This window comes from Streptomyces sp. NPDC059718, assembly GCF_042733315.1.
Lineage (GTDB): Bacteria > Actinomycetota > Actinomycetes > Streptomycetales > Streptomycetaceae > Actinacidiphila.
Map to the genome: position 1 here is coordinate 227,517 of NZ_JBHWGA010000003.1, position 15,740 is coordinate 243,256.

The following is a 15,740-nucleotide window of genomic DNA, read 5'->3' on the forward strand; positions in this document are numbered from 1 at the left end:
CTGCCGCACTGGGGCGACCGATTACCCCAAGGATTCCTGGGGGCCGGCTGCGAGGCACGCGAATGCCCCGACTCTGGGAGCCGGGGCCTTTGACGTGATGATCAGCCTGTCTGGGTCTCGCCGATCTTGATGGTAGCGACGGTCGGACCAAGGGAGACGGACATCATGGTCACGAGGCCGGGTGTATTGACCTTCCGCAGGGCGGCCATCTCATCCGGGCCGCTCACCTCAAAGTTGCACAGATAGCAGCCGAAGCCGTTCGCGCTATAGGTGGTTCCCGTGACCGACCGATGAACCGGCTCGAACGTGAGCAGACCCTGACCGCCGCAGGCGGGGCAGTCTCCGCCCGTGGTCTTCAGGACGACGACGCCATCCTTCTTGATGTCCATCGGTCGGGCGAACCACTCCTCTGGGCGGGGCTGGGGCGCCTTGAGGGCGCCCTCCTTGACCTCCGCTGGGAGACCCACGAACCGGTCCTCGAACGCGTGCCGGGCCTGCGTGATCCGGAGCTGGACGTCACGGAAGACCTGGTCTTCCTGCTCGTTCACGGCGGCCTTCACGGCGTCTGTCCACCGCTCCCAGAAGGCGATCAACGGTTTGCCGAGATCGTTAAGCAGTGTCTCGATCGTCCGCGCGAGGGGAGAGATCATCTCCTTGGCCTTGGTGCTGTCGGGGGAGGCGTGGGCCGCGCCGTTGCGCATCTCGATCAACAGGTCGAGCTGTGCATCCGCCGGGAGAACGTCCATCTTCCGGAGGCGGGCGATGGCGTCCTTGGCGCCGACGGTGCGGACCTTCTCCTCCTCCATCTGGAGATGGCCGCCGAGGTACATCAGCATGTCCGCGTTGCGGATCTCGGCGATGTAGATCGGGTTCTTCGAGACGAGCGCCGCCTTGGCCAGCCGCTCGACGGCGACCCCGGCGTGGAGGGCGAACTCGTCGTACTCCGCACGGCCATGGTCATCCATAGCCTTGTGGGCGGCCTTCTTGGCTCCCTGGAAGAAGCTCTCGAAGGAGAGCGAATCGTTCATGAGGGGACGTTACTGGCGCTTGTACTACCGGGGCGACCGATTACCCCAAGGATTCTTGGGGGCTGTCCGAGAGTCAGGAATGCGAGCTAGCTGACGTAGGCCCACTGCGGGGAGTAGTTGCCGGAGCCGCTCGGGGCTGCGGCCGTGAACGGGAAGGTGGGCGGCGTCGTCAGCGCGGTCGTAGACAGGCCCCCGGGGTACGGGGTCCTCAGCAGCGCGGCGTTCCGGATGCTGATGCCACCCACGAGCGTGGGCACGGTGGAGGCCGCGACCATCACACCGATGTAGTGGAGCCCGGTGTAGGTCGTGGTGAAGCTCGACGCGGCCCCCGAGGCGATCGTGGCCACCGGAAGGGTCTTGAGCGTGCTGGCTGCCCAAGCCGTGGTCGTCTGGTTGGCGGTCACGGCCAGGAGGTTCAGGCTGCTGTCCAGGAGCGCGAACCACCAGTGCGTGGGAGAGACCGCGGCCGTCGTGTCGGACAGGTAGCTCAGGTTGCTGACGACCTGTCCCTTGGGGAGCAGGATGCCCGACAGGAAGAGCTGTCCCGAGACCAGCGTCACGGCTGTGGAAGCCTGAAGGCGGCTGAAGGTCTCGTACTTCGCGGCCGACGGCAGGAGGACCTTGTCGCGGGGCTGGGCCAGGCCGAACGAGTTGCCAGACGAGTCCTGCCAGACCAGCGTGCCGTTCTTCGAGTAGGCGATCAGCCCGCCCGACGGTGCGGTGGCCGGCTCAGTGGTCACGTCCTTGAGGGCGAAGACCCCGGCGCCGTCAGCCACGTCGGCAGAGCCGACACGAAGGTTGCGACCGACGGTGACGTCCGTGTCCACGTGGACGCTCTCGTCTGTCCACCACAGGCCGACGTCGCCCCTGTAGAGGCTGAGGTCGGGGGCCGTGGTGCCGGGACCCGCCTGGAGCGATCCGTCGACCTTCAGGACCATGCGCGGGTGCGCGTCCCCGGTGACCCGCCCGTCCACGGCGACGCCGTTGTGGGTGTCGCCCTCGGCCGCGTAGGCCACGTAACTGGCCGTTCCGGTCAGGGTCGTGCCCGGGGACTTATTGATGAACTGGACGTACGAGGAGTCGCCCAGGTCAACCTTGCCGTTGTCCGGCACACACCTGAAGGAGTCGATGGTCGTCTGCTGGCACGAGCCGTGCAGGACCAGGTCCTTCACCCCGGAGGCCAGGTGGTCCCCGATGCGGCCCGAGTTCCGGATGACCGTACAGCGCGAGGCCAGGCCGCTCGTCTCCTTGCCGACGTAGAACGGCGGGGCGACGATGCCGCCCACCGGGTCGTCCCACATCCAACAGTTGTCGATCACCAGGCCGAACTGGGAGGTGGCGTAGATGCCACCGCCCGAGCAGGTCTCGAAGACGACGTCCCGGAAGGCGTTGTTGTACGTGTAGTCGCTGGTGGTGTTGGTGCCGAGGATCTTGAAGAAGTACTGGCTGTCGTCACCGTTCACGGTGGCCACGCACTTCTCGATCACGTTGGCGTTGAAGCCGCCTGCCGGGTCGGACCAGTCGAAGGCCGGGACCGTGCGGGGGTCGCCGTCCACGTACAGGTCGCAGAAGCTGACGTACGCCTCAACGATCTGGCCGGAGTGCTGGTACCAGATCGAGTAGTCCGCGCCGAGCTGCTGGAGGGAGCACCGCGAGATGGTGAAGGCCGAGAGGTTGTGTGAGCCGGCCAGGACGTGGCCGCCTCCCAGGACCTTCAGGGTGAGGTCCCGCAGTCCCCACCAGAAGGCGTTGGCCGTGAAGGTGATCAGGTCGTTCGCCGGGGCGGAGAGGACGGAAGCGCCCTTCCCGTCGCCAACAAGCTGGACCTTCGTCGCCATGATCAGCGGAGTCGAGATCTTGTAGGTCCCGCTCGGCACGTACACGGTGCCACCGCCCAGAGCGCTAGCGGCGTTGATCGCGGCCTGGATGGCGGAGGAGTCATCCGCCGTGCCGTTGCCGACGGCGCCCTGGAGCTTGACGTTGAAGTACGGCAGCTCGGACTTCTCGGCCTTGTTGGTCTCAAGGTCCGTGATGCTGGCCCCGAGGTCGGTGGCCGACATGAGCATCCGGCCGTTGGGCAGACCGAAGTCCACGTAGACCGTGGCGACGTCGCTCGGTCCGTAGAACGCGATCATCGAGTAGGCGTCCGAGGTCACCACCGTGATCGGGTTGCCGTTCAGGTCGGTGAGGTCGGTGAGCTGGGAGCCGCCCGCGAGGGAGTCCCAGACCGTGCCCTCCGAGCCGGGGCGGAGCTTCATGTCCTCGCCGACCTGCTCGACGGTGACGTCAGCAGGGGAGAGGCCGAAGAGGTGACGGGCCATGGCCCCTCCTTCGTTGTGCGGGTCGGGGTCAGGCGATCTCGTACGAGCCGGTGATCGTGATGATGTCGCCAGTGCGGAGGTTGAACGGGGCGTTGGTCGTGACGTTTGCCGTGTTGACCTGGCCGATTGCCGGGGTGGCGTCGACCGTGTTGGACAGCGGGATTCTGATGCGCGAGATCCTGTTGGTCCCCTCGGAGGGGAAGGCCAGCGCGACACCGGCCGCCGACCCCTCGCTGTTGGCCGAGGTGATGTTCGCGGTGAACACCTCGCGGACAGAGCCCTGCGCTGGGAACGGCAGAGTCACGCCGATCGGGAGGTCGTCGTACGCGGAAGCGTTGCCGCCGACCTGAAGCTGAATCTTGAGCCAGCAGATGTTCCCGGCGAGCAGCTTGTACCGGCCCACGTTGCTGGTGCCGGTGCCCCAGTTGATCGTGGAGCCGGTCTGGTTGCTCCACACCGGCGTGTAGCTCTTGGCGGCCGGAGCCTCGGCCGTTCCGAGTTCGTTCCAGGCCGTGCCGTCCGCCACGAGGACCTTGTTGCCGTTGTCGACGTGGAACTGGCCCCGCACCGGGGGACGGCGGTACGCGGAGCTGCCGAAGACCACCGGCCGGCCCAGGAACCACCGGACATCTGCAACGCCCGAGGGCGGCACGACAGACGCTCCAGCGGCCACCGTGACCCGCGCGAGGGGGACCTCCCAGGTGCCGTTGAGGGTCTGGGTCAGCGTCGGAAAGGACGTGCCTCCGGTCTTGTACTTCACCGTGATGGAGTCCGCGGAGGGGTCCCGGCGCAGGACGATCAGGTCGTTGCGCGCCGAGCCGCCCCCGGAGTTCGTGGGGACATTGACGTTGAGGGACGCGCTGTTCGCGTAGTAGGTCCCCTGAATCCACGCCTCTCCGGCCGCCACGGCCACCGTGGAGGCGTTGGAGGCGGTGACCTTCAGCTCGGTGCCCGTCTCGCTGGTGGCGAAGACGCCGTCCACCTGGGCCATTCGGAAGTAGCTGGACCATGCGTCCTCGTTCGGGACAGACGACGAACCGAAGGGGAAGCTGCTCTCCGCCATCGGGACCTCCTTCAGGGGTCAGGAAGGCTTCCGCGTCTCCAGACGCCTCAGCCGATTGAAGATGCGGGCGATGTACTGGAACTGCCGGGCGAAGACGTTCTGGTTGTCCGTGGCGTCCGAGGAGCCGATGACCGCCCTGGCGACGTAGCCGCCCTGAGCGTCGAAGGTGATGTTGACCTCGCGGACCACGTCGGTGATGAAGTCGTCTCGGACCTGGCACGAGACCTTGTCGCCCACCGAGTAGTCCCGCCCGAACTGGAGGAGCGGGGTGTCGATGGGGGTCATCGAGAGGTTGCCCTGAGCCGCTCCGGAGGTCAGGGCCTCGTCTGCCGCTTGGTCCATCTGTGCGGTCAGGTCGGTGGACGCGGGGTCGACGCTCGTGAGGTCCACGAACTGCTCAATCCACGGGCCGGGGAAGGCGGGGTCCGCTCTGGTGGTCACCGCGACCATGCGGGAGCTGCCATTGCCTCCGGCCACGACGACGGCCTTGGTGCAGGTCGGGGCGGTGACGGAGTACGAGGCGCTGGTGAGATTGCCGAGCTTGAAGGAGAACTTCGCGGAGGCCGAGAGGTCGGCCGGCTCGTAGACCTGAAACTGGAGGTTGCTGCCGACCTGGACGATCCGGAAGCCCAGGCCCGCCGTCTTGGCGATGTCCTGGAGGGCGGCCAAGAGGTTGTCGAACTGGTTGACCTGCTTGGTGATGCTCGGCCCGTGAAGGCCGTCGGATGCCAACGTCAGGTTCGAGATCTTGCGGGCTGATTGGGCGCTGGGTCCGATGTTGAGATTCACCAGCTGGCGCATGGCGGTCTCAGCGGCTTCCGGAGTTCCAGCAGACTGCGGGATCTTCCAGACTGGGGAGGACTGGGAGCCAGGAGCCGAGGTGGGGTTCGGCCAGCAGGTGGTCCCAGCCAGGATGGCCATGTCGTCAACCCCGTTGACCGTCAGGGTTCCGCGACCCCTCCCGGACTCCCAGTTGGGCTCGCGGATCGGTCCGGACATCAGCACCTTGGAGCCCCGCCGGATCACCAGGCCGTTGCCCGGGATCAGCAGATCGGCCTTGGGGGAGTCCGCGGCGATGGTGAGCACGTACGCCCCGACCGCGTTGAAGCGGGGGATCACAGTCAGCGAGACGAAGTCGCTGACGACGCCGAGGGTGCTCAGGTTCTGGTCCCGGACTTGGACGGTCACGGCGTCGGGGAAGGGCACGACGACCCCCTACGCGCTCAGGAAGCGGGGTTGGTAGTCGACCTGGACCACGGTCGCGCTCGTGGTGCCGACCAGGGTCAGGGAGACGGCGTTCTCGCCGGGCTCCAGAGCCCAGAGGTCCGAAGAGGTGGACAGGTTGGGCCACCAGTTCGCGGAGCCGTTCAGGACGGCCGTCTGAACGCGTTCGCGGCAGTCGACGACCAGGACGTCCGAGGAGCCGAGAGAGGCCGTCACAGAGAAGCTCAGGCCGGTCGTGGTGTTCGAGATGACCGCCGACGTGGCGGGGCCGTGGATCGTCCAGATCGGGAAGCTCCGGGCGTCGCCGGGGTTCTCGATCGTGGTGGCCCCGAGGACCTGGGAGTCCTCGACCTCCACCGGGAACTGCACCGGGAAGAAGTCCCCGCTCGCCCCGGTGGAGAACGTCTTCATGACGTGATCCCCGAGCCAGTACGGGCTGGGACAGGAGAAGGTCAGTCCCATCATCTGCCACCGGAGCCCCGAGGACTCCCGGCCGAAGTCGCCCTCCGCCCCGGAGGCGTAATGCGCCTCGATCGAGCGAGAAGAGCCGTCGGCCTCCGTGGTGGTCAGCATCCCGAGCCCCAGCGTGGGGTTCAGGGTTGCTAGGAACGTCCGCTTGCGTTCCATGAAGCTGGCCCGCGAGGTGTCGAAGAAGGCGATCGGGAGGAAGATTTCCCGGGCTCGTGCCCGCTGCCCTCGCAGGGCGTTGCCCTCGATCTGCGGGGACTCATCGGTGTAGAAGTCGAAGGCGGGCATGTCCAGGCCCCGAAAGCCGGGCTGGAGGAGCCAGCCGCTCTCCCAGTCGGACAGGAGCGTCGTGCGTCCCTGTCGGTCCGTCCAGGAGAGGCTGGGCACCTCTATGAGCCCGACCGGCGGGGGGTCGATCCCGCCCGGAAGAGTCCCGGAGGGGCGAACGAAGATCGGCATGTACGCCCCTCCGGGTTCGGGTCAGGCAGGGATCAGCGGGCTGTACAGGGCCGCGTCGTCTCGCAGAGCGTCCATCACGGCCTGCCTCGTCGGCTTGTCCACCGTGGTCATGTGGAAGTGGTTCTCCCGGACCTGCTGGATGCGGGTGGCCGGCTCGACCTGAACGCCCTGCTGGACGGCGAGGGCCATGCGGTTGGCGCTGGAGACTACGGCCGCGTGGGTGGCGTCGATACCCATGACCAGGCCCTGGGCGACGTCCTCGCCGATGTCGGCCATGACTCGCGACGGGCTCTTGATCTTCAGGGCCTTCTTGATGGCCGACTGGATCGCCTTGGCCAGGGAGGACATCGAGCCCTCGATGGACTTCTGCTGGGCCTTGAGCCCGGTCAGGAAGCCCTGGCCCGCCTTGCTCCCCGCGTCGTACATGATGTCGGCCGCGGAGTTGCCGTAGGACGAGCTGGCCTTGGAGATCTGGGACTGGGTGCTGTTCAGCGCCTTGAGCTGAGCCGGGGTCGCCTGCACCAGGGCAGCCGCGTAGGCCGCCCCTCCGTCCGGGCCCGCCGCGATGATCTGGCCGAGCAGTTCCTTGGACAGGCCCATCTTGGCGAGCTTGGCGACGTTCGCCGAGAACGCCTTGAGCTGGCCCAGTCGGACGTTCAGGCCCGAGAGGATGCCCCCGGCGTCGAAGGTGTTCCCGCCGTTCGGCAGGGCCGTCATCGACGCGAAGGACAGCCCGGCGGACCGTTGGTCCTTGGCCATCTGCTGGCCTGCGGCGTAGGCCGCTGCGAACTTGTCCCGCTTGGCCGCGAGGTCCAGCAGTCTCTTCGTCCGCTGGTTCAGCATGGCCGCGAGACGGTTATCCGTGGACCCGCTGAAGGTGTCCCAGATGTCCTTGGCCAGCGAGGCCGATGTGGACTTGATCTGGGCCCGGGTCCCGGTGAGGCCCTTGATCAGGCCCGCGCCGATCTCCTTAGCGAGGGCAATCATCTTCTTCGAGGGGCTGGCGATCTGGAGTTCCTTGCGGATTCCCGCCTCGACCTCGGAGGCCATGACCCGGGCCGCCTCGTTGACCATGGAGGCGCTGCCGACCATGCCGACGGCCAAGCCGCTGGCGACGTCCGGGTCGGCCAGCCCGCCGGAGGCGAGACGGCTGATGCCCAGGGTCCCCTGGTTGACCGCGTGCAGGAACGACAGGCCGTACTTGGCGACGCTCTTCGCGCGGACCACGTACTCGCCGTTCGAGAGCATCGCCGGGATTGAGTCCGAGGTCCCCGAGCCGGGGCCCCAGACGGGCCCGCCCGAGGCGCGCTTGACCTTCCCGGAGGCGACGCCCCCGACGTTGACGTACGCGTTCGCCACGACGCGGCCCGCGATGGCACCGATCGAGGCGAAGAAGGACGAGGTGTCGGCCTTGACGACCACGCTCTTCGCGGCGACAGAGGCCGCACGGACAGCCGCCAGGGCTTGGTCGAAGGGGGCCTTGTCGCCCTTGAGCTTCCCGGTCTTGTCCAGGTTGGCGCTGCGGAGGGCCCGCCCGGATGCCGCCAGGCCCCGGTCGAACTCCGACGTCTCCAGCTTGAGCTTGCCCTGCTGGAGCTTGGGCAGAGCCTTCGCGGCGAAGTCGTCGATGTCGGTGCCCGCCGACTCCATGCTCCGCTTGACGCCCGAACGCCAGGTGTTGAAGCTGCTCGCCCCGGCCTTGACCTTCTCGCCGATCCCGGGGAGTTCCCCGAGGGTCATGGCCAGGCCGTTGGCGATCATGCCGAGGGTGTCCAGGACGCCGTTCGTCATGGTCTGGAAGGCGTGGAAAACCTGCGGCGTCAAGGTGACCGTGGCGATCACGAAGTCCAGCACCGCGACGGCCATGCGCCGCATGGCGTGCTCGATGGTGACCTTGTTGTCGGAGACCAGGTTGCCGAAGTCCTTGATCCCGCCCCGGAGGTTGTTCAGTCCCTCGTCGGCGGTGGAGACCTGGGTGAAGGCCGAGAGCAGGGGCCCGACGATCGCGGAGGCGAGGTTGGTGATCACGGGGATGGCGATCGAGCCCAAATCGAACAAGTTTTTGAATACGGGAACGATCAGCTCGACCGCGCCCCCGAGGACCGTGCCCAGGCCCTTCGCCAGTGGGCCCGTGAGCTTGTCGAGCCGCTCGAAGACGCTGGCCGCAGAGCCCGCCGTGGGCCCCAGGGCGTCCAGGGCAGGGACCAGTCCGTCCAGGAAGGCGGTGGTCAGGTCACCCGCGTACCGGAGCAGGGAGCCCAGGAGCGGGCCCAGGTTCCGACTGAAGGCGCCCGAGAAGCGGCCCAGACCGCCGAGGAGCGAGTTGATCCCGTCGAACAGGCCACGGACCATGTCGGCCGAGCCCTGGATGCCGCCCTTCAGGCCGGAGAAGAAGGCGGGAAGGCCCATGCCCAGGAGCCCGGACATGCCGTCGCTGAACGACTTCACGGTGGGCCCGCTGGCCGCTGCGAAGTCGAGCAGGCTCTTGGTGAAGGGACCGAGCGCCTTGGTTGTCTCCCGGACGAAGCCCGTGCCGAGCTTCAGGGTCCGGCCGAAGTCCTTCTGAAAGCCCGAGTCCTTGAGCAGCTGCGTCACGCCGTCGGCCGCGTCGCCGAAGACGTCGGCCATCTCGGTCATGCCGCGACCGAGGATGCGGACTACCGGGCCGGCTGCCTTCACGGTCTTGGTGAAGGAAGGCAGCATGGCCTTCTGCACCTCACGCCCGATCGGCGCGAACTCCTTCTTCAGGCCTACGACGGCCTTGGTGAGGGCACGCTGCTCGGGGCTGAGTTGCTTGAGGGCTTCCCGGTACTTCTTCTCGTCCTTGCCCGCCTGCTCCAGGGCATCACTGACCCCGTTGAGGCCGAGCTTCAGGGTTCCGGCCCCAAGCGCGGCACCGGCCATGATGGGCACCAGGGCACCGAGCGAGGGGAGCGCGGCCACACCAGCAGCCGCACCGAAGCCCTTCAGGGCCCCGATGAGGCCCCCGCCGCCCCCGGGTGACCCGAGGGACTCGGTGGCGTCGCCGGTGCCTCTGCGGAGGCCGAGGAGGTCGCCCTGAGCCCCGTTCGTCCGGACGTCGACCGTGACTGTCTGGGTCTGCGGCGCGGTGAGGTAGGCCAGTTGAGCCCGGTACTGAGCGACTGAGAAGGAGTCCAGCGAGATCGGGACTCGGACTTCGGGGAGGTGCCGCAGTCCGAGCGCGATCTCCGTACGGACGGCCCTGGAGAAACCCTGGCCGATGTCACGGCCAGAGCTGGCCGCTTGGGCTTCTGCACGGTCCAGGGCCCGCTGGAGGCCCGTGTTGATCCCGGAGAAGTCGAGTGCGCGGGTCAGCGACCGAGAGATGGTCTCTCCGAGCTTCCGGCCCAGACGCTCGACCGCCGGAGTCAGTGCCGCGTCCGCCTGGGGGACAAATCCCGAGACGTCGGGGACGATCGAGGCGACGACAGATCCAACGACGGTGGCCATCGCACCTCGATTCAGTTATGCGGCCCGCTGGCCGGCTCAGGGGCTCGCGGGGTGCTCCATGGCCTCTTCGCGTGTCGCGATTCGCTCGTGGATCAGGCGCACCAGCTGGGGGCCTGGCGGTGGCGGCCGAGTCGCCTGGAGAGCGGCCCGCATGAGCTTGTCGAGCGCCTCGTCCGCCTCGATCTGCTCCTCAGAGCGGAGATCGGGCTCGGACCACTCGAAGAGCCTCGGCAGGGCATGCCCGTTGACCGCGAGAAGCGTGCGCGACACGTCATGTTGGAGGGACAGGGCGGCAGAGAGCATGTAATGCAGCTCAGTCCAACGTCGCCGGGATCTGTCGCCAGACATTGCAGATCGGGTCATGGACTCGCGGGGGAGAGCGGCAAAGAACTCCCACAGCTCCAGCCATGACATGGTCCCGGTGCCGGACTCGTTGCGGTGGAACTCATTGAGGGACCGCCCGGGGAAGTACCGGGCGATATCCGCTCGTAGCTCAGAGGGGTGCTCCTCGACTACTCCGAGGAGCCAGTCGATTCCCCCGGGCTCACACCGGTGTCCTCCCGGACCGCCTCCAGGATGTCGTTGAAGTCTCCTACGGTGAGACCCAGCTCCTCCAGGCGGGCCACCTGCTCCTTGCTGGAGCACACCGCGAGGATGTCGGTGATGTCGGCGTCATCGCCCAGGGTCCGGATCTGCTTGGCGAGCGACATCGGCAACCAGGAGGCGCGGAGGAAGACGAACTTTTCGTCGTCCAGTACGACTTCGATCTCCTTGGTGCCCTGGGCCTCCAGGCGCTGGGCACGGAGGGTCTCCAGGTTGAGGCGCTTGCGGTTGGGCTTGCTCATGGTGTTGCTCCTGCTCTCGCGGATCTTCGCGGGTCAAGCACTGGTCGGGGCGCAGACCCGCGAGAAGGTCGCCCCGACCAGTGGTTCTGGAGACGGATCAGGCCGGGAGGGCGACCTGTCCGAACATGCGGGTGATCGAGGAGCCGCCGCTCGCTGCCGACAGGGTGGAGAACGTCAGGTCGAAGCCCGAGATCGAGTCGGTCTTGTACGGGCGGTCGCCCTTCTGCGAGACCTCGGCGCGGGCGACGACGAAGCGGGTCGGCCGACCCTTGGAGTCGATCATGTCCATCCCGATCGCGTAGTACTGCGGCTCCGGCGTCTGCGGGTCGTTGAACGCCAGGAACTGGGTCCCGCCGCTGCCCGAAGAGGTCATGTCGGCGATGTCGACGCCGTAGTAGAGCGCCAGCGTCCAGGCGTTGGTCTGCTCCAGGTTGATCTTGAACTGCGTGGCACGGCTCGTGACGATCTGGAGCACGGGCTCGACCTCGCCCCACGCCTCGAAGGTCTGCCGGTTCTCGTTGAGGGTCTCGGTCAGGCCGTCCTGGGTGCCGTACCCGAGGTCCACCCAGCCGGTGCCCCACGAGCTGTACGGGTCGGTGGGGGCGGTGGTGCCGACCGGGGCGACGACGAACGCGCCCTTGGTGGCAACCCTCAGCTCATTGCTGTCAGACATGGTGTCTCCTGAAGGTGAGTTCGCCTGGACGAAGATGGGCATCGCCCCTCCGTGCGGGCTGGAAGTGGAGCCTGGGGGCCCAGGCGAATTCGCGGGTCAGGCGGGCTGGACCCGGAGGCCGGCTGTGTATCCGATGCGCGTGACCTCGGTGTTGGGCTCGTCCAGCCGGATGGTCGGGCCGATCTCTTCCCAGGTCCTCAGCACGGTTCCGCCGTCCCAGGTGGTGCCCTGCATCTGCTCGATGGCGGCCCTGACTCGGGCCATGACGTCGGTCGCTTCCACGCGGGAGGCCGCATAGACGTCCAGAGAGATGCGGGCGTCGTCGAAGTGCCGCTGGCCTCCGAAGGACTCGCCTGTACGCCCACCACCAATCCGAGCGACCCAGACGAACGGCAGGGCCTCGTCGAAGTCGTGGCCACCAGGGCGCATCGTGGCGGCCTGGTATCCCAGCACGTCCAGGATCTGGTGGATGACCATCGCCTCGACGTCCGGGAAGACCAGAGCGGTCAGGGGAGTGGTCACCGCGGCCTCCTACTCGGTCGGCGGGGCGTCCTGGGGCCCGGCCTTGTGGGAGCGCTTGGCGGGCTCCGGAGCGGCCTGTACGGGCTCCGCGACCTCGGGGAGGCGCCCGAGCCTCAGAACGGGCTCCGCGCCCTCCAGGTGGCCCACACCGGTTCTCACGAGGTCCGTGACGGCCTCGTCCGGCACGTCCACGACGTCGCCGGGCTGATGGCCCTTGTAGGCGAAGGCGAGCCTGAGTTTGGCCATGGTCAGTCCCTTGCGGCATCTAGTGCGGTGGCGATCGTGTGGTGCGGGGCCTGGTCCCGGGTGCCGAGTTCGACATAGACCGAGTACTCCAGGTCGGAGACCACGAGGACCTCGCCGTCCGGGCCGTCCTCGTCATGGATCGAGTCCCGGAAGCGCCCGGACTCCACGGGGGCGGTGGCCTGAGCCACGTCCACCACGCGGCTGGCTCGCTCGTGAAGGTCCTCCTGGACGAAGTCGTCGAAGACGAGGGCCTCGATCGCGGCCTTGTCGGGCTTGAAGGCGCCCATCAGCCGGTGACTTCGCGCAGCACGATCCGGATGTGGTCGAGCTGGGCTATGGGCCCGGCTCCGCGATGGACCTGGGGCTTGCCGTAGACCCGGTACGTGACGTCGTCGACCTCGGCCCTGTCGACCGCCGTGACGACGGCCTCGGGCGGGAGGAAGACCTCCAGGTCGGTGATGATCTGGTTGTTCTGCTGCTCGGTCTCGGTGGAGCTGAGCTGCTGCACGCGGCCTCGGTAGGTCGTCCGGGCCGCGTCAGTCCAGTCGACGACCCGGTTGTTCTGGCGGTCCCTCGTGGTCTCGGGCTTCGTCAGGATCGTCACGCCGTCGGTGGGGAGGAGCAGCACGGCTCACCTCCAGACGCGCGGACGGATGGGCAGCAGCCCACTGGCCTTGAGCAGGTCCAGCAGGTCCTGGGAGACCCTCGGGGTTGTCGTCGCGCCGGAGCCGCGCGACCCCCCGAGGGCGCGGACGATGCTCTGGTTGCCCAGGGTCATGGAGGCCACGTTGGCGTTGGCCCCCGTCTCGTCCCCGAGGGCGTTGACGTACTGCGCCTGGATGCAGACGGCCTCCCGGAACACTGCCGCGAGGGCGGGGTCCGTCGGGAGGCCGTCGGCGTCGGTCTCGTACACAGCTCCCAGGAGGATCTGGTCGAGCTTCGTGGAGGCCCGGTCCAGGAGCCGGGCCGCGTTGGTCGGGACGGGGTCGGGGTCCAGGAAGTCCGTGAACTCCTCGACCGTGGCGTACGCCATGACGCCTCCCGTCAGAGAGTCAGGCAGGCGACCGTGACGCTCGTGACCGACGACAGGTCGACGAACACGTTGTCCTTGCCGTCGGGCTGGTCGTAGTTGTCGTTGAACGGCCCGAAGAACTTGTCCGCCCCGGCGCCCACCGTGGCGGTGGGAGCGGTGACGGCCTGGCCCTCGACCGTGACCCCGATCTTCAGGGTCACGGTGATCGAGGCGCCGGAGGCGTTCTTGACGTGCAGGAGCTGCTTGCCGCCGCTCTTGAACGAGACGCCCGTCGCGTCCGGGGTGACGTAGGTCGGGGCGAGGCCCGTGCTGACGAACCTCTGGGGAGTGAGCGCGGTGCGCGCCATCGTGGTTCTCCTTGAGCCGTGCTTACTGGACCTTGATGTTGCGGAAGGCCGCGGCGGCCTTGGTGGCCTTCAGGACCACGGCGATCGGGCCCATCTCGACCTCGCCCTTCTTCACGGCACCGGCGGTGGAGAAGTCCGGGAGGTAGGTGGACACGATCTGACCGCCGACCGTAGTGACGCCGTGGAAGCCGTCCAGGCCCATACGGACCGCGTACAGGTCGGTGAGGCCCGAGACGGCGCTGTTGCCCGTCTGGGCCACCGCGACGGCCGGAGAGCTACCGCCGGTGAGGGAGGCGCCCGAGGCGGTCACACCGATGGAGAGGCCCGCGAGGTCACCGGTGAAGGTGAGGGTCTTCACGGTGGTGCCGGTGACGGTCGCGTTGCCGGTGCCCACGTTCGAGAGGCCGGTGATGGCGCTCTGGATGGTGGAGGCGTTGGCGTTGTAGGCGATGCCCGAGGTGGTCTGGGTGTTGCCGCCCACGGTGACGCTGACGGTGTAGGTGCCGCCGGTGGGGGAGCCGGTGATCTCCAGGGTCCAGGTCGAGCTGTCGGGGTCCCGGGTCTCGATCGGGATGATCGGGGCCGAGGTACCCGGCTTCTCGCCGGGGTCGACGAACACGATGTTGCCGTATGCCTCCCGCACGATGGGCCGGCCGCCGGGGCCGAGGAGACCGTCCACCGGGCTCTGGACGTACTGACCCGCACGCCGGGCGAGCGCACGAACGCGGGCCAGGGCGGTCTTGTTGCCGAGGACCATGGTCGGAGGACCGTCCAGCAGCGAGAGCCACTCGTCCAGCACGTCCAGAGCCTGCTGGGCCGAGGCCGGGTTGGTGTCGAAGTCGGACCAGTTGGTGGTCTGGGTCGCGCGGAACTCCGTGTCGGAGCCCCGGAGTGCCTTGTCCAGGCCGTCGAAGCCGTTCGCTGCGTCGGCGTCCTCGCTGCCGTCCACGTCGCCGTTGATCACGGCGTCCTGGAAGCGGGTCTTGGTCGCCTTGATCTTCTGGGACATGTTCAGCGCCACGGCGCCGGAAGCAGCCGGACCGACCTTGGCGATGACGCGGTCCACCTCGAAGCTGCCACCGAGGACGGCCAGGTCGACGCTGTAGCGCTGCGTCTGGACGTTGCTCGGGGCGTACTCGGTGTTCAGCGCACGGAAGGCCGCGGTGGGCTGAGTGACGAGCCGGCGGTAGCCGTAGGTCAGGGTCGCGCCGCCACCGGCGGGGTTCACGACGTCGTCGAAGGTGAGCGCGTCCAGGACGGCGCTCTCCTTCCGGAACTCGTCGATGACCTGGACGTCGATGTCGTCCGTGGCGTTGTTCTTCGCCTCGTTCAGGGTGACGGGCATGGGCTTCTTCCTTCAGATCAGGCGCCGCGCATCCGTGCTGCCACGGCGTCGGCAAGGTTGGTGGGCTTGCGTGCTCCTTCGCCGCGCCCCGACATCTCCGTCCCGCTGCGGGCGGGAGGGGCGGGTGCGGTCCTGAGCTTCGGGTTCGACTCGACGGCCGCCTTGATGGCGTCGCCGACCTTCGCGGCGAAGTCGTCGGCGTCGGGGTCCAGGCCGTCGACCTGCTTGAGGAAGCCCCGGCTGTCGAGCAGGGCGTCCGCGTCGGCGCTGTGCTTCCCGGCCGCGCGGTACACGGCCAGCTCCACGGCGCTCTGCCGGGCCTTGTCCTGGCTCGCGCTGAGCTGCTGGGCGAGCTTCTCGGGGTCGGCCTTGCCGTCGTCCAGCTCGATGCCCGCCTTCTGCGCGAGCTTGGCGAGCAGGTCGGCCTGCCGCTGGAGTTCGGTGTTCGTGGTTTTCGAGCGGTCCTCGTGCTTGCGGGCCTGGGCCTTCCACTTCTCGGCCTCGGCCTGCCAGTTGGTCTCGCCGCTCTTGGTGCCCTTGTCGTCCTTGCCGGACTCGGGCGGGGCCGTGCCCTCGGGAGGCGTGGTGCCCTCCGGGGGAGTGCCGGGGTTCTCCGCGCCCGTGCCGGGCTCTGCGGGTGTCGCCATGGTGGTGCTCTCCCTTGTCGGGTGGGTGTGCCCATGCGGGCTCAGCAG

17 protein-coding genes are annotated in these 15,740 nt (G+C 68.0%); all 17 read right to left on the reverse strand.

Annotated features, from left to right (window positions below; all coding sequences use genetic code 11):
- Nucleotides 1-101 precede the first annotated feature (101 nt).
- Nucleotides 102-1,028: a hypothetical protein gene (locus tag ACFV3E_RS05795; protein WP_500533545.1), complete on the reverse strand. Its 927-nt coding sequence runs from the start codon at nucleotides 1,026-1,028 to the stop codon at nucleotides 102-104.
- A gap of 86 nt (nucleotides 1,029-1,114) precedes the next feature.
- The gene (locus ACFV3E_RS05800; RefSeq protein WP_500533546.1) at nucleotides 1,115-3,349 is read right to left on the reverse strand and encodes a glycosyl hydrolase family 28-related protein; all 2,235 of its coding nucleotides are present in this window, start codon (nucleotides 3,347-3,349) and stop codon (nucleotides 1,115-1,117) included.
- A 28-nt stretch (nucleotides 3,350-3,377) separates the two neighbouring features.
- Entirely contained in the window at nucleotides 3,378-4,412 is a 1,035-nt protein-coding gene (locus ACFV3E_RS05805) for a hypothetical protein (RefSeq protein WP_500533548.1), read from the reverse strand.
- 18 nt (nucleotides 4,413-4,430) lie between these two features.
- Nucleotides 4,431-5,618: a siphovirus ReqiPepy6 Gp37-like family protein gene (locus ACFV3E_RS05810; protein WP_500533549.1), complete on the reverse strand. Its 1,188-nt coding sequence runs from the start codon at nucleotides 5,616-5,618 to the stop codon at nucleotides 4,431-4,433.
- A 9-nt stretch (nucleotides 5,619-5,627) separates the two neighbouring features.
- Nucleotides 5,628-6,563, reverse strand: coding sequence for a phage distal tail protein (locus tag ACFV3E_RS05815; protein WP_500533550.1), 936 nt, complete (start codon nucleotides 6,561-6,563; stop codon nucleotides 5,628-5,630).
- Nucleotides 6,564-6,584: 21 nt separating this feature from the next.
- Nucleotides 6,585-10,034: a hypothetical protein gene (locus ACFV3E_RS05820; protein WP_500533551.1), complete on the reverse strand. Its 3,450-nt coding sequence runs from the start codon at nucleotides 10,032-10,034 to the stop codon at nucleotides 6,585-6,587.
- A 36-nt stretch (nucleotides 10,035-10,070) separates the two neighbouring features.
- Entirely contained in the window at nucleotides 10,071-10,304 is a 234-nt protein-coding gene (locus ACFV3E_RS05825; protein WP_500533552.1) for a hypothetical protein, read from the reverse strand.
- A 242-nt stretch (nucleotides 10,305-10,546) separates the two neighbouring features.
- Nucleotides 10,547-10,879, reverse strand: coding sequence for a hypothetical protein (locus ACFV3E_RS05830; RefSeq protein WP_500533553.1), 333 nt, complete (start codon nucleotides 10,877-10,879; stop codon nucleotides 10,547-10,549).
- Between the two features lie 97 nt (nucleotides 10,880-10,976).
- Nucleotides 10,977-11,552: a phage tail tube protein gene (locus ACFV3E_RS05835; protein ID WP_500533554.1), complete on the reverse strand. Its 576-nt coding sequence runs from the start codon at nucleotides 11,550-11,552 to the stop codon at nucleotides 10,977-10,979.
- Nucleotides 11,553-11,648: 96 nt separating this feature from the next.
- The gene (locus ACFV3E_RS05840; protein WP_500533555.1) at nucleotides 11,649-12,074 is read right to left on the reverse strand and encodes a hypothetical protein; all 426 of its coding nucleotides are present in this window, start codon (nucleotides 12,072-12,074) and stop codon (nucleotides 11,649-11,651) included.
- 9 nt (nucleotides 12,075-12,083) lie between these two features.
- On the reverse strand, nucleotides 12,084-12,320 hold the full coding sequence (locus ACFV3E_RS05845) for a hypothetical protein (RefSeq protein ID WP_500533556.1): 237 nt from the start codon (nucleotides 12,318-12,320) through the stop codon (nucleotides 12,084-12,086).
- 2 nt (nucleotides 12,321-12,322) lie between these two features.
- A complete protein-coding gene (locus ACFV3E_RS05850) occupies nucleotides 12,323-12,607 on the reverse strand; it encodes an HK97 gp10 family phage protein (protein ID WP_500533557.1) in 285 nt (94 codons plus the stop codon).
- A complete protein-coding gene (locus ACFV3E_RS05855; protein WP_500533558.1) occupies nucleotides 12,607-12,948 on the reverse strand; it encodes a hypothetical protein in 342 nt (113 codons plus the stop codon). Before ACFV3E_RS05855 ends, ACFV3E_RS05850 begins: the two co-directional genes overlap by 1 nt.
- A gap of 3 nt (nucleotides 12,949-12,951) precedes the next feature.
- Nucleotides 12,952-13,353: a head-tail connector protein gene (locus ACFV3E_RS05860; protein ID WP_500533559.1), complete on the reverse strand. Its 402-nt coding sequence runs from the start codon at nucleotides 13,351-13,353 to the stop codon at nucleotides 12,952-12,954.
- An 11-nt stretch (nucleotides 13,354-13,364) separates the two neighbouring features.
- Nucleotides 13,365-13,700, reverse strand: a complete 336-nt coding sequence (locus ACFV3E_RS05865) for a hypothetical protein (RefSeq protein WP_500533560.1) — start codon at nucleotides 13,698-13,700, stop codon at nucleotides 13,365-13,367.
- A 22-nt stretch (nucleotides 13,701-13,722) separates the two neighbouring features.
- Nucleotides 13,723-15,045, reverse strand: coding sequence for a major capsid protein (locus ACFV3E_RS05870; RefSeq protein WP_500533562.1), 1,323 nt, complete (start codon nucleotides 15,043-15,045; stop codon nucleotides 13,723-13,725).
- Between the two features lie 17 nt (nucleotides 15,046-15,062).
- On the reverse strand, nucleotides 15,063-15,692 hold the full coding sequence (locus ACFV3E_RS05875; protein WP_500533564.1) for a hypothetical protein: 630 nt from the start codon (nucleotides 15,690-15,692) through the stop codon (nucleotides 15,063-15,065).
- Nucleotides 15,693-15,740: the final 48 nt, after the last annotated feature.